General features: G+C 30.0%; 11 protein-coding genes. All 11 read left to right on the top strand.

The annotated features are described in order from the left end of the window. Positions 1 to 25 precede the first annotated feature (25 nt). The 11 genes from BLA55_RS04570 (at position 26) to BLA55_RS03800 (ending at position 14,936) form a co-directional block, all read left to right on the top strand. The gene (locus tag BLA55_RS04570) at positions 26 to 2,251 is read left to right on the top strand and encodes an ATP-binding cassette domain-containing protein (protein ID WP_073372107.1); all 2,226 of its coding nucleotides are present in this window, start codon (positions 26 to 28) and stop codon (positions 2,249 to 2,251) included. 3 nt (positions 2,252 to 2,254) lie between these two features. Next, positions 2,255 to 3,340: a carbohydrate ABC transporter permease gene (locus BLA55_RS03840; protein WP_235631832.1), complete on the top strand. Its 1,086-nt coding sequence runs from the start codon at positions 2,255 to 2,257 to the stop codon at positions 3,338 to 3,340. Further along, positions 3,282 to 4,265 carry a carbohydrate ABC transporter permease gene (locus BLA55_RS03835; protein ID WP_073372106.1) on the top strand — a complete coding sequence of 328 codons (984 nt, stop codon included), beginning with the start codon at positions 3,282 to 3,284 and terminating at the stop codon, positions 4,263 to 4,265. Before BLA55_RS03840 ends, BLA55_RS03835 begins: the two co-directional genes overlap by 59 nt. 1 nt (position 4,266) lies before the next feature. Beyond that, positions 4,267 to 4,419 carry a hypothetical protein gene (locus tag BLA55_RS04310; protein ID WP_157089888.1) on the top strand — a complete coding sequence of 51 codons (153 nt, stop codon included), beginning with the start codon at positions 4,267 to 4,269 and terminating at the stop codon, positions 4,417 to 4,419. 170 nt (positions 4,420 to 4,589) lie between these two features. Next, the gene (locus tag BLA55_RS03830; protein ID WP_073372105.1) at positions 4,590 to 5,450 is read left to right on the top strand and encodes a MurR/RpiR family transcriptional regulator; all 861 of its coding nucleotides are present in this window, start codon (positions 4,590 to 4,592) and stop codon (positions 5,448 to 5,450) included. A 115-nt stretch (positions 5,451 to 5,565) separates the two neighbouring features. Then, a complete protein-coding gene (locus BLA55_RS03825) occupies positions 5,566 to 7,425 on the top strand; it encodes an alpha-amylase family glycosyl hydrolase (RefSeq protein ID WP_073372104.1) in 1,860 nt (619 codons plus the stop codon). A 169-nt stretch (positions 7,426 to 7,594) separates the two neighbouring features. After that, positions 7,595 to 8,041 carry a hypothetical protein gene (locus BLA55_RS03820; RefSeq protein WP_073372103.1) on the top strand — a complete coding sequence of 149 codons (447 nt, stop codon included), beginning with the start codon at positions 7,595 to 7,597 and terminating at the stop codon, positions 8,039 to 8,041. 16 nt (positions 8,042 to 8,057) lie between these two features. Then, the gene (locus BLA55_RS03815) at positions 8,058 to 10,445 is read left to right on the top strand and encodes a hypothetical protein (protein WP_073372102.1); all 2,388 of its coding nucleotides are present in this window, start codon (positions 8,058 to 8,060) and stop codon (positions 10,443 to 10,445) included. A gap of 2 nt (positions 10,446 to 10,447) precedes the next feature. Continuing rightward, positions 10,448 to 10,930, top strand: coding sequence for a hypothetical protein (locus BLA55_RS03810; RefSeq protein WP_073372101.1), 483 nt, complete (start codon positions 10,448 to 10,450; stop codon positions 10,928 to 10,930). A gap of 2 nt (positions 10,931 to 10,932) precedes the next feature. Beyond that, positions 10,933 to 13,977 (top strand): ABC transporter permease subunit, encoded by a 3,045-nt coding sequence (locus BLA55_RS03805; RefSeq protein ID WP_073372100.1) that lies wholly within the window; start codon positions 10,933 to 10,935, stop codon positions 13,975 to 13,977. Continuing rightward, positions 13,977 to 14,936 carry a sugar ABC transporter permease gene (locus BLA55_RS03800; protein ID WP_073372099.1) on the top strand — a complete coding sequence of 320 codons (960 nt, stop codon included), beginning with the start codon at positions 13,977 to 13,979 and terminating at the stop codon, positions 14,934 to 14,936. Before BLA55_RS03805 ends, BLA55_RS03800 begins: the two co-directional genes overlap by 1 nt. The last annotated feature ends 2 nt before the right edge of the window (positions 14,937 to 14,938 follow it).

Genomic DNA, 14,938 nt, shown 5'->3' with positions numbered 1-14,938 from the left:
ATTAAAGTAATAAAGAAAGGAAATAATGGACAACAAAGAACAAAGATCTGTAAAATTGCAAACTCCAGCAATTGAAATTAAAAACTTAGTTATTGACTTTGGTACTTCAATTGCAGTTGATAATGTTTCTTTTAAAATCAACCAAGGAGAGCTTGTAACTTTACTTGGACCTAGTGGTAGTGGTAAAACAACAACTCTTAATGCCATTTCAGGTCTTTTAAAACCAAGTAGCGGTAAAATTTATTTTAGCGGAATTGATGTTACAAAATATTCACCTCAACAAAGAGAATTAGGATTAGTATTTCAAAACTATGCCCTTTATCCACACATGAATGTTTTTGATAATATTGCTTTTCCACTTTACAATGATGAACACTGACAAAAAGAATATAAGTTAAATTTTGAAAAAGCACAAAAAAACATTTTTACAATTTTAGCTAAACATTTTAATGTCGAATCTAAATACATTACTGATTTAGAAAACGCTTTTAACGAGAGAAATGACATTTTTGAAAAAAATAATGTTTCATTTTTAAACTTAAAAACTCGTAAAGAAGATATTTCACAAAATCAGGTTAACCTTTTAGAAATTGCTCAATCTAAGTCTGCTGCCGAAAAGAACTTTATTGTTAAGGATTCGCTTGAATCATATAAAAAAGCAAAAGCAGCAAACGAAAAAACACTTTACCAAAAGAAAATCGTTGCTGAAATTGATCAAGAGCTAATTAATGAAAAAATTAAAGAGATCTATGCAAATAAAACTCAACAAATTAACGATTTATTAGATGAATTTTCATCAAAATTAAAATACACTGAAAGCTTAGAAATTGAATTATTAAGAAGAATTCATTCAAATCCTATTCAAAATGTTAGTCAATTGACAAATAAAGAAAATCCAATTGCAAAACATTTAACTCATGAATTAGAATATTGTGAAAATCAAAATTCATTAAAAATCAGTAAATTCTTAAATTCTTTAGAAATTAATGATTTCTTACAAGAAAATTACACCAATTCTTTAGATTTATACATTGACAAAATTTACAAACTAAGAAGTAGTCTTTTTGATGAACTTGAAACTTACAAAAATGAAGTTTACAAAAACAACATTAGTATTCAACCTAAAGAAATTGTTCGTACTTTTGAAGTTAAATTATTAAATAAAATTAATGAATCAATTTATAAAGTTTTATTTAAATACGTCAAAGTAAAACACAATAAAATTCTTAAAAACTTGAAATTACAACTTAATTTCATGAAATCTTTAACTAAAGTTCACTCAGTTAATAGAATGTTAAATGAAACCAAAAAAATTATTAAGCAAGAAAATAAAGAATATCAAAATAAATTCAAACTTGCTCAAAAGGAACTGGTTTCACAAATTTTTGCTAGTCAAACATCAGTTAGTTCATCGAATTCAAACAAAGGACTTAATGAATTAATTAGATTGTTACCTATTGAAGCTCAACATGAAGTTGAAGAATATAAAAAAGACTTAATTTCGATGAAAGAAGCGATTGCTCGCGATGTGCTTGAAGTTTCTGAACGTGTTGATATTACAAAGAATTTAGCCAAAAAACCAACTCAATTAAGTGGTGGACAACAACAACGTGTTGCTATCGCACGTGCTCTTGTTAAAAAACCAAAAATTCTTTTATTAGATGAACCACTTTCAAACTTAGATGCTAAATTAAGAATTTCAACTAGAAAATGAATTCGTGAATTACAACAAGAAAGTAAAATTACTACAGTTTTTGTTACTCACGATCAAGAAGAAGCGATGTCAATTAGCGACAAAGTTATCTGTATGTCAATGGCTCAAGTGCAACAAATGGGATCACCAATGGAACTTTACCGTAGACCAGCAAACGAATTCGTTGCTAAGTTTTTAGGTATGCCTGAAATGTCAGTCTTTCCAACCAAAGTTCACAATGGTGAAATCTTAATTAATGACAAGGCAATTACTACAATTTCAAACTATTCAAAACCTGAAATTAAAGTTGGAATTCGTGGAGAAGATTTAGTTGAAACTACAGCGGCTAAAGGAATTTTCAAAGGTACAATTAAATCTGTTGAATACTTAGGAAAAGAAATTCAAGCCCAAGTTATCATTGAAGAACCTAAAGTTATTGCTAACGTATTCTTAAGTAAAAAAGATGAATACAATATCGGTGATGTTGTTTACATGGATATTTCAAAAGTTTCAAGATTGCATTTATTCGATATTGATACGACTGAAAGAGTTAATTAATTCATGTTTTTTAATAATTTATCATTATTTTCAATTCGAATTAAAAACTTTTTCCGTTCAAAGTTTTCTATTACTAAAAAGCAATCAAGTTTAAGAATTATTGATGCAAAATCTCCATTTTGAAAACCATCATTATTAATATTACCTTCAATTTTAATTATTTTACTTTTTACAATTATTCCGTTTATTTTAACTATTTTTGTCGCTTTTGAAAGAAGAGTTGGGCCAAAAGCGTATGACATTGTATACTCAACTCAAAATTTCATAGATTTCTTAGACGCTAAAACTAAAATCGGTGGTGAGTTTTACATCGCATTAAGAAACTCATTCGTGTATTCAGTTGCTGCGTTACCAATCTCATTAACTATTTCGATTCTAATTGCATCCGCAATTTTCCACGTTATTAATAAATATACACGTGGATTTGTACAAACGGTGTTCTTCTTACCGTATGTTACTAACGCTATTGCGGTTGGTTTAACGTTTTTCTACCTTTTTGGTGGAACTGAACCACAAGAAAAAGGGTTAGTTAATTTAATTTTTGGTACTAATCTTAAGTGATTAAAAAGCGGTGAGAGCGATTCATGATTACCTTTAGTCGTTATTTTAGTACGTGGTGTTTGAGGTAATCTAGCTTTCCAAATTTTAATCTTAACATCTGCAATGTTAGGTGTTAACAAACAGCTTTATAAATCAGCTTCAATTGATGGAGCTTATAAAGCAAAACAATTCTTCTTTGTTACTTTACCATCAATCCAAAAAACAATTTCATTCTTAATTACGGTCGGATTAATTGGTGGTATTAAAGTCTTTCCACTTGCTATTTTCAACAACTCTGCCGGTGCAGCGGTTCAAAATGGTGGTGGATCGATTATGTTATTAATCTATAAATATATTACTGTTGATAAAAGTTTTGAACGTGCCGCAGCTTTATCTGTGTATTTAGTTATCATCGGTATAACCGTATCATATACTTTACGTAAATTTGTAGCATTAATGTTTACACTTAAAGAAAAGAAAGGAGAAAAGAATGTTTACAGTAAAATTGCTAATAAAACAAATGTTCTTAAAACGAAATTTAAAATCTAAACAAGAAAAAGTAGCAAATCCTATTGAAACAACCAAATATATCAGTAAATTACTGATTATGTTTTTCAAATTATCAGTTTTATTATTCTTTGGTGCGGTAGTTCTTTTCCCTTTTTACTTTATGATCGCTAATTCTCTTTTCACACGTCAATTAGCTGAAGATACAGGTACAGTGCACTTAGTACCACGTGATTTAGAGTCTGGTAAAATACTATTTGAATGATCAAACTATGCTAAAGCATTCCAAGACGGATACTGAAAAGCTTTAATTTTTACTTCATTAATTACTGCAGTAAGTATCGCCGGAAAAACATTTTTCTCAATGACTTTTGGATACGCATTTAGTTTAAAACAATGAAGATTTAAAAATGCGATGTGATTCTTCTTCTTATCATTACTTGTTTTACCTGAGCTTGCATTGCTTTCGCAACAATATATCGTTATTGTTAAGCTTGGATGAAAAGATGCGGCTAACAACTTTAAAATCATAATCGCTTTAACAATGCCATTCGTTGCTTCAGTATTCTCAGGATTTATGTTCCGTAATGCTTTTGAGGCGATTAATGATAGTGTTCGTGAATCTGCAAAAATAGACGGTGCAAGTGAATTAAAATTCTTTGTCAAAATTGCAATTCCAATGATTAAACCAACTATTTGAACTGTAGCTATTTTAACCGCTTTTGCTTCATGAAACAGCTACTTATGACCTTCTACTGTTTATGAAGGTAGAACCGATGCTCCTTTATTATCAATTTGATTATTTACAACCGGAAAAGAAGAAGTTGATGGTCTTACCAGAATGGTAGTTAACATCAGAATGGCCGGGGCTGTCTTAGTTGTATTACCATTAATTATTATTTACTCATTGATTAGAAAAAGAATTATGAATGCTATATCAAGACAAGGTGTTGCAACGAAAGGATAATATGTTTTCATTTTACTTTAAAAAATATGTTTGAACAAACCTAATTAAATATTCGAAATTAATTATGGTTCTTGCAGCATTTTCGGTTTTCTTAATCTTTATTGGTTTGGTTATCTTTGGATTAATTTACTTACCAATTGGATACTTGGAATAATAAAAATCAGTGTAGCGATATCGCTACACTTTTTATTTACTTTTCTCTCTACCAATAAGACGTTATCGTTTTAATTGACTAAGGATGAAAATGTGGAAAAAATATGAAAAATACCGTTATTATTATTATTATTATTATTATTATCGCAGAACTTAATAAAATTATTTTGTATGGCAAAACAAAATCTTATCGAAAAGAAATACAAGTCGAATCTTTCAAATAATCAAAATAATCGTTATTTAATCGATTTTATAGAATCTAATCCTGATTTAGTAATTCAATTGTCTGCAAAAGAATTATCAGTAAAGGTTTTTTGCTCACAATCAACTCTGACTCGTTTTATTCAATCTTTAGGTTTTGAGAACTATCGTTTATTTCAACTTTATATTCAAAAACGTAAATATATCGTTGAAAATAACGACCTTGAGCTTAAAGAAGAGGGACAATTAAGTATTCATGATATCATCAATAACATCCACAAACACTACAAATTTAGTATTGAAGATGCTTTTGAGCGTTACAGTGAAAATTTCGACAATATTCGTGAATACATTCGTAGACTAAAATACTGCAAAAACCACATTATTTTTGGAATCGGAGAAAGTTCGTTTGTCGGTTCGTATCTGTCAAAAAATCTGAATAAAATCGGTATAACGACACACAATATTTCAAGTGTGCATGACTTTTTTGGTCTTAGTCACGTTCTAAAAGATAACTGTTTTGTTACAGTCATTACTCGTAGCAGTAATACGGCAGAAATTTTTCCGGTATTAAGCCATTTAATTAATAATCGAATTCGTCATTGTGTATGAACACGTAATAAATCGCTTGAACGCAATGACATTCGTAATGTATTAATTGTAAACTCATTACCACAACAACACCGCATTACTAGTGCTGGTAGCAAAATTGGATTTTTATTCTTAGCTGATTTAATTTATTTTATTTTGGTTAATCGCGTTGATCCAAAATTCTCGATTTTTGACGAGATAAATTCTAATATTAAAAAATGAAATGATTCAAACAAATAACATTAAATTGAATTTTTCGGCAAAAAGTTTTAAAGTGCACCAAAAATGCACTTTTTATTTGACCTAACAAGATTCTCAAAAGATAAATTTGATAAATTCATATAATAAAAATAATATGAAAAAAAGTTTGATTTTTATGAAGTTAGCAACATTAGCTGGTAGCTCTTGCTTGCTAGTACCTTCATGTGTTAATAATGCTAAAAAGTTAAAAAATTGAGGTGATCAAGAATTTACTCAGAAGATTCAAAGTCAAAACATGAATCATTTGTCATATATTTTAGAAGCTCAAAATGCAAAATTCATCGCTCCATTTAACAAACAAGCTCCACAAAGTAATGTAATGTACCAATTAATCGTTTATTCATTTGCTGATGGAAATAACGATGGAATTGGTGATTTTATCGGTCTAAAAAATAATTTAGACTACTTTAGTAAGCTTGGAGTGGACACTTTATATTTATCACCTATTCATCCAGCTAGTTCATATCATGGATATGATGTGATTGATTATTTAGATGTAGCTCCAGAATTAGGTGGAATGCAAGCTTTTGACGAGTTTTTAATTGAAGCACATAAACGTGGAATCGCGGTTATTTTGGACTTAGTTTTTAACCATACTTCTTATGAACATCCATGATTCCAAGCAGCTTTAAGAGGCGAGCAAAAATATCGTGACTTTTATCGTTTTTATGAACGCAAAAATGATGAACATGTTCAAGCATATGGTATAGATGATCAAAATTCAATCGATATATTTTTAAACATTGATAAAACTCGCAAACCAACTAATTCTGAATATGTCGCAGAATTTTGAAAAGGTATGCCCGACTTAAACTTGGACAATCCTGAAGTGGTTGAAGAACTTAAAGCAATTCAAAGCTTCTGAAGTAAAAAAGGAGTCGATGGATTTAGGTATGACGCATTCTACCATTTTTGAGGTTCAAAAAACAAATACGAACCATCAGATTTAGATGGAACTAAAACTGCTAAATTATTTACACAATTGCGTCAAGCGAGCGAAAATGCGATGAATGATGGTGAATCAAGAAAAAGTGACAAAGTCTTTATGTTTGGTGAATGATGAGAAAGTCCATTGAACGCAAAAAAATACTTTGCTTACCAAAATAATCCAGCACTTTCAAGTGTAATTGATGGTTGACATTCTAAAGGTTTAGGAAACATCCAAATGAACTTTAATGAAAATGATGACTTTTTAAATTCAATGAATGATTTAGAAAAAACAGTTAATCATCATGTTGAATGATTACCATTTTTAGATAATCATGACGTACACCGTTGAATTAATAATGTAAGAATTAATGAATTAAATGGAACTTGAAATGAAGAACTTTCAAAACTTGACCAAGATTTAATGAAATTTGGTTTAAGTGCACTTTTGGTCAAACAAGGGACACCTATTTTATACGACGGAAACGAATTAATGATGCATGGTGGTCCAAAAGAAAGAGGGGACAATTTAATTCGTGAAGCTTTCCCTTGATCTGATGCGAAGAAAAATGTCGATTTCTATGAAAAACGCAGTGGAAGTGAATATAGTCGTATTTTCTTAAATTCATCAAAAGACATTCCAACTATCGAAAAACAAATGAGTGATTCTGACTCTGCTTATAATTTAACTAAAAAATTAATCCAAATTCGACAAGCAAATAGTGATATGTTTAAAATGAAAAATTTAGACTTAGATCCTAGTTTGGTAATTGACTCAAAAGCATCAATTGGAATTTCAGAAAATAGTATTGTAGTTCGTAAGAATCCAAAAGAAAATGACGATTTTGATTATTTAGTTTATTACTTTTCATTTAACCAATCACCGCAAAATTGAAAAATGGTTTTAAAGGATAATTATAAAATTACTGATGTTTTAATTAAGCAAAAAGTATCGATTAATCAAAACCAAATTGAACGTAGCAAAAGCGGATTTTCAATCATCGGTTTTAAAGTTAAAATAATTTAAGTAGTAAATGTGAAATAATTTTCATATGCATTTTTTACTCAAGCACAAAAGTTAGTTTTTTGTGCTTTTTTTAACCAAAATACTTGACCGGTCAAAGCTTACCAACAACTTATGCAACAATAAAATACGTGAATAAATTGATTTAATACATATAATTTAATTGCTTAATATGAAAAAAAACAAATCAAAATTCACGATTAAAAAATTACCATGAAAAACTAAAATGCGGTATCTCTTTTTAGGTAAATATCCGCTTGAACGACGTTATTTACCTAAAGTTTTAGAATATTTAATTTTAGTTTTTGCAAATACTGTTATGTTAATCTCGCAAATCTTATTGTTTTTCTATGTTATTAAGATTGATGCTAATTCTAAAATAACAGTCGATACAAAAATTTTAATGGAATATCACTGAAGAATCGTACTTGCAATAATAATACTATCTTACCTTGTGATTGCGTTTATGAGTTTACATATCTGCTCAATTTTGTCTAAAACTGAATTTAATAAATGAATTGGAATAGTAAGTATGTTAGCGTCATTGTTATTCTTAAGTCCGATCGGAATGCTCTTTGCAATGGTAGCTTATGTGAAAAATGAAATTGTTTTTGAATAGAATTTAAGGAGAGAAAATGAAATTAAAGAAAAAGCTTCTTTTAGGTGGTTTAGGATTAGGTGGTTTAACTTTAGTAGCTACTTCAGCAGCTTGTGGACCTGACACTAAAGCTGAAGAAATTAAAGAAATTGTTATTGGTGTTGACGGTGTTCAAAAAGATTTTTACAACAAAGTAATTGAAGAATTCAACAAAACAGAATATCACACCAAACACGGATTTAAAATTACTATTTTAGAAAAAGACGTCTTTTCAGCAAAAGAAATCGGAACAACTGGGGCGAGTGACTATAAAGTAGTACCTGACATTTTCTATGCACCAGAAATTACTGACTTAGCATCAAAAAATGCTTTAACAAACTTAGATAAATTTGATCCAAGTTTATTTGATACAATTACAACTCAACTTGGACTTAGTGATGCTGAAAAACAATCAATGAAAGAATACGGAACTGTTTCAGGGATTGAACGTAATGCTGCAAAACCAACTCCTGAAAAACGTCTTTACGGAATTCGTCACAACGTTGAGGGAATCGTTATGGCGTCAAACTTGGATTATGAAACAACTAAGAATGTTTTATTAAGTCCAAATACCAACTCATTAAAAGAATTGGTTGAGGAGGGTCTTGCAATTGTTCGTCTTCAAGACTTTTGATACGGAGCCGGAATCATGGGAGGGGTTTTTACAGAAATTGCTAAACAAAACTCTGGTAAAAAAGATTTACAAGATTTAATGGCTAAAATCCTTTATAGTGATGGAGCTTCAGCTAAATCAGGATTCATTATCGGTGATAAATACCACGAACACTTTAAAAAAGGTGTGCAAGCGGCTATGGACTTAGTTTTCCCTATTTGACAAGCAGCATATTTAATGAATGAAGAAGAATTCAAACAAACTAAATGAGCTCAACGTGGTATTACACAATCAGATTTAGTTGCAGTCATCGACAAGGATATGGGGACAGTTCAACAAAAAATCTGAGAATTATTAAAAGCTAAGAAAATTAACTTCGCAGTTGTTGGTACTTGAGACGTGCAAAACACACAGAAAAATGCTGACACTAACGTATTTGTTAACGTAATTAAAGCAACTGATGAAAGTGCTTATGTACAACAACCAGGTGCTTGATCATATGCAATTAACTCAAGAAATAATGGTGCGAGTGCAGAACGTAAAGGTGCTATTTCAGAATTTATTAAGTTAATTTTTAAATTAGAACCTTACAAAGCTTACTTTAAATCAGACTCAAAAATTCCATATGGTAACCATATGCAAGATGAGTTGAAAAAATCAATGACCAATGAATTGAAAGAAGAAAATAAAGAATTTGCTAAATTCTACGAACCTTTAGGATATACAAGTGCAGATGAATTTATTGATGCATATCACTCACAAGGAAAAGTTCTTTCAAAAGCAAAAGTTGACTATGGAACATGAGATATTTCAAATTCAAATACACCTTTAGATGAAAAAAATATTATCAAAGTTGATTATGGTCTTGATGGTGCAGAATTTGAATCAGAAGCTTGAGTTGAATTAAAAAATGCTCTTAAACCAGTTACAGGACTTCGTAATGCTGAAGCTGCATTACTTGGAATTGAATTATCAGCACTTGTTGGGGACGGTCAACCATGACAAGTTGGACCTGAAATTATTAAGAGTGAATTTGTTCAAGCTCATCCAGAATTAATTCAAAATGCCGAAATAGGAACTTTACATGTAAGAAAAGTTGAAGATTATATTTTTGGTGCTAACGGTGATTCAGGTGACTCAAAAGAAGCTTTATATGCAAAAATTACTGAAGCAATCAAAAACAATACTTTGAATGCACTTTATGAAGAAGTAAAAGCTAAAGCAACTGAATTTGCTAACGCAGCTAAAGTTGAAGTATCTGACGAAGTAATTACTAAAGCGAGCGAATTGTACTTCAACAACTATGTAAACAATGCACAAATCCGTGTATTAGTTGAAAAAGTTGCACCTAAATTCGTGTTAAGAAAAGATGGAACAGCTAGCGATGTTGAGTTATCAAAAGCGACTGATGAAATTGCTAAATACGAAAAAAATGGTGCAATCAACAAAATTCTTGACGTAGTTACATCACGTAGAAGTATTGAAGATGGTGGTTTAGGTGTTTTAACAACCTTAACTGAACGTATTGACCACTCAAATCCACAATTTGCTTCAACCGTTTGAGGAATTTGAAATGACAGTACATTCGGAAACAAAGTATTTATTAAAGAAACAGCAGATAAGATTTTAGCCAAAAAAACCGAAACACCTGATCTTGATGCTAAAGCTGAATTTACAGCTGCAGTGTTAGAACAAATGAGCAAATTATACTCAGATAAAGCTAAAATTATGACTGAAACTGCATTACAATTAGTGGTGACATTCGAAAAATAATCATGTATAAAAAATTAAAAATCAATCTCTCCAAAATTGATTTTTATTTTTTAATAAGCTTACTTCCGTTTTGGACTCTCTCTTATATTGTTTGATTTTTGATTCCGTTTGTGTTTGGAATTAAAAATGCTGAGACATATAGCGAGATTGAATTGGAAAATTACACAAGATTGCTAATTCTTTCGTTTATCGGAAGTAATCTCTTGGTGGTATTTTTCTTAATTTATATAAGTTTATTACGAAATAAACTTCAAGCTGGATACATATTCTTTATTTGTTGAATAATAATTTTTATCATCTTAGGGTTTACTCCATTTTTTAAAGGTTTTGATACATTATTATTAGAACAAATAATTTCCGGAGTTTTTGTTTCACTCAGTGCTGCATTAATTGCTTTGTATTTAATTTACATGTGTTTTAAATACCACATTGCACGTAAAATACATAATTTCGAAGCAATACGTAAACGGCAAACTAAAGGATAAAAATGGAAAAATTAAAATTATATAACTGGTATGGTGAAGAATTTGACACCGTCATACCACAGCAGGCAACATCACTAAAAGCATATAAAAAGAATGCTAAAAACGTTTTTAATCGTCGTATTCGTGCAATTAAGATACGTCGCGAGATTGAAAAAGATCTCTTTTTACGTGCTAAAACTAAAATTCAGGATAACCTTAAACGTGAGTTGTACAGTCATAAAGTTGCTTACTTAAACAAAGTTAAAGTTGTCAAAGATTCAATCAGGAAGCTCAAAATTGCTTCGAGTGTGCAAAGTTTGATTGCTTTTGAAATTAAAAAATTAACTAAAGAACGTAAAAATTTAGATAAATATGCAAAAGATTATCAAACATCACTTAAAAACACTACCGACACCTATGAAGAAAAAGTCGCTTCAATTCAAAAATTAGTCACTAAAACTAATTTAGATCAAACTCAGTTAAACCTTAAATTCATTTTCTACAATTTAATGCTTGAATACATCAAGAAATTTGACGATTTAGAATTTGATTTTACCAAACTAACAAATTTACTTGAACCTGAGCTTGAATTTCTTAAATCAATCTCAAATCCTAAAGCTGTCTTTTTAGAAGCTTATAATGAAATCAAAAAGACTCAACAACGTTTATTAGCTAAACGTGAAGAACTCAGAAAACAATTTTCACTTGAACACAAAGAGATTAAAACTAAATATGTTGATGGTAAATATAACATTAAATTATCAGCTCGTCAAAGAATTATTCAAGCTGAGTATGAATACAATGAGAAATATCAAAATTCAAAAGTAGAAATTCAAGAATATAAAAAAGCTGCTTTGGCAAAAATTGAGCAACATAAACAAGAAATTTTGCAAGCAGAGAAAAATAATCAATCAATCGTTGATAATTTAATTAAACAAAGTAACAACTCTAAGCAAGAGTATAAAAAACTTTATCAAGCTAATTTGAAAAAAGTTCAAGCCAAAACTTTATCATATATGCTTGAAAGATTCAAAGATTTTGCGACTTCAGATGAATCACACTTGAAAAATTTAGACTTAAATTCAGTTGCAACCAATTCACTTTCTGAAATTAAAAAATCAATTCAAGAACATAATAAATTAAATGATTTAGATACACAAATCTTAAAAATTTATGTCGATGTTTTCTTTAGTCACAAAAGTTATTTTGAACATTCTAAAATTGCTAAATTGATTCTTCAAAGTGATTATGCAAAAAATTTAAGCAAATCATATAAATCAGTTTCTCACGAATCTGAGTACCAATTAGTTAAATCACAAGCTTTATTAGAAAAAGCACAAGGACTAAATTCGATTATTCAAAAATACAAAATTGAAAAAATCCTAGCCAAAGTTGAAATTCTAAAACTTAAAGCAAGTAATTTAATTCAACAAGAAAAAACGACTAATCAAGAAAAGAAAAAATCAATTTTTGATGAGTCAAAAGAATTATTTGCTCTTTACAAAAACAAAATTAAATCAAAAGAAATTACTAAAGCAGCATTTAAAAACAAAAAAATTGAAATTAAAGTTGCTGAAAAAGAAAAATTATTAGGATTAAAACTAAATTCTAATTTATATAAAAATAAAAACATTTTATCAACTAATTTATGACGTGAAAATGCCGAAAAGAAAATTGTTAATAAAATTTTCGAAAGTAAAATCAACGAAGCTCAAAAATCAATTCCAATTGAAGTTAACAAAGGAATTAAATTATGAGCGACAATTTTAGGATTCATTTTACCGGGACTACCTGAAATTCTATTTTTCAAACAATATCTTAAAGGTATTTTAATGTTGTTATTTACTGTTTTTGTTTGATCATTCTTAATCCCCTTTAGTTTGGGATTCTATTGATCAAAAATGAACGGTATCCCTGGTTTCTATGATCTAGGGTCTTCTAAATTTAATAGCCAAGCAGGTTCATTCCCTGATGCTCGTTACTACCTTTTTGGTGGAGTAATTTCGGTTATTTTCTTTAGTATCTCAATTATTTACTTATTTATTTCGTCTATTGGAGCTCGTAGAGTTGCGACTGCACTTGAAGAGGGTTCTCGTCCAAGTAAGTGATCACATACAAAACGCTGATTAAACACCAGTGGATTTCCATGAATGATTTCGATTTTTGGTTGATTTTTAATCGCCTTTATCGTAGTTGCTCCAATTGTAACCTCAATTCTAATTTCATTTACTGACTATGGATACTTACATGAAGCTCCAACTCAGCCAGTGCATTGAGTTGGTCTTAAACAATGAGGTCTATGATGACAACTTCGTAAAAATGACCTATTATTATCACTTTCACGTGTTTTAGGATGAAGTTTTATCTGAACTATCTTTAGCACCATTTTACCTATTTCACTAGGTATTATTCTTGCGGTATTAGCAAATAATCACCGTATTAGAGGGAAGAAATTTTTCCGTTTAATTTTCATTTTACCATGAGCAATCCCTGCCTTTGTTACTTTAAGTTTCTTACGTAAAAGTTTCATGGCCGGGGATACTGGGTACATTAACTTTGTACTTATGAGTCTCCACTTAATTGATCAACCAGTCGATTGATTAAATGACATAACTAAAGCTCGTGTATTGGTAATTTTAGTACAAACATGAATTGCGTATGCATGAATATTTATGCTCGTAACAGGTAATTTACAATCAATTCCAAAAGATATTTATGAAGCTGGTTCAATTGATGGAGCTAAGGGAAGACAACTATTTTTCAGTTTAACTCTACCTTCATTGTTACTTGCAATTGCACCAATGTTAATTGGACAATTTGTTGGTGCATTTAACAACTTCACCACAATTAGCTTATTTACAGGTGGTGGTCCTGCTTTTGCAAAACCTACTGTTTTTGGTGAAGCCTCAACAGATATTGTTATTTCGTGAGTTTACAAAATGACAACCGGTGTGGTTAAATTCGAAAGTGACCAAGCCTTCGCAGCAGCCTTAACTACATTAGCAGCAATCTTAAGTGTTGCGGTTGCAGCTCGTGGATTTATTAAATCAATGACAAGGAGAGACTAATGTTTTCAAAATTAATTAGAAAAAATTATTATAAACGTATTAGTGATTCAGTTTCAATTGATAAAAAAGCATTAGTGAAAAAACGGATCAATTTTAATGAATCAGACGCAAAACCACCAACACCAATGGAAATTATTTGATTATTTTTTAATTATTTAATTTTAATTTTTTGAGCTTTAATTGTGCTATTTCCAATTGTTTCATTGTTAGTTTCAGCCTTTAACATTAACAACGTTAAAATTATTTCTTTAACACCATTTAAGTTTGGTTGAGATAACTTTGCTTACTTATTTACTAGTCCTAGAAGTCGTTTTTTAAAGTGATATGCTAATACCTTATTTATTGCAGTGCTAACCATGGTAATTTCAACTGTCTGTGTCGCGCTTAATGGTTATGCGTATTCAAGATTCAAATTTGCCGGTTCACGTAACTCGCTAACCTTAGTTATGATGCTACAAATGATCCCTGCTACAGCAAGCTTAATTAGTTTGTACATTGTGGTACGTTTAGGAAACAACATTGGACTCTCATCAGTTTTAATGTTAGTGGTCATTTACTCAGGTGGTTCGATTGCAGGAAATACCTTTATGCTTAAGAGTTATTTGGACACAATTTCGCATGAATTGGACGATTCTGCCAAAGTTGACGGATGCAACAACTGGGGACTATTCTTTAAAATTTTAATTCCAGTAATCCGTCCAGCTTTAATTATGGTTGCACTTTGATCATTCTTAACTCCATTTACGGACGTTATTCTACCTAAATTTATTTTAATTGATATTGATGATAAAACCTTAGCAATCGGTTTAGATACATTTATTACAGCCGAAGAAAAACAAGTTAATGCTGGTGCTTATGCCGCTGGTTCACTTTTAGCTTCAATCCCTGCCTTTGCTCTATTTATGTACTTACAAAGATACATCATAGGTGGTTTATCTGATGGTGCAGTGAAAGGATAAAA

Origin of the sequence: Mycoplasmopsis pullorum, assembly GCF_001900245.1 — a bacterium.
GTDB classification, from domain to species: domain Bacteria; phylum Bacillota_I; class Bacilli_A; order Mycoplasmatales; family Metamycoplasmataceae; genus Mycoplasmopsis; species Mycoplasmopsis pullorum.
The sequence above is the reverse complement of the archived record's forward strand: the minus strand, read 5'-3'. Positions and strand labels throughout refer to the sequence as shown.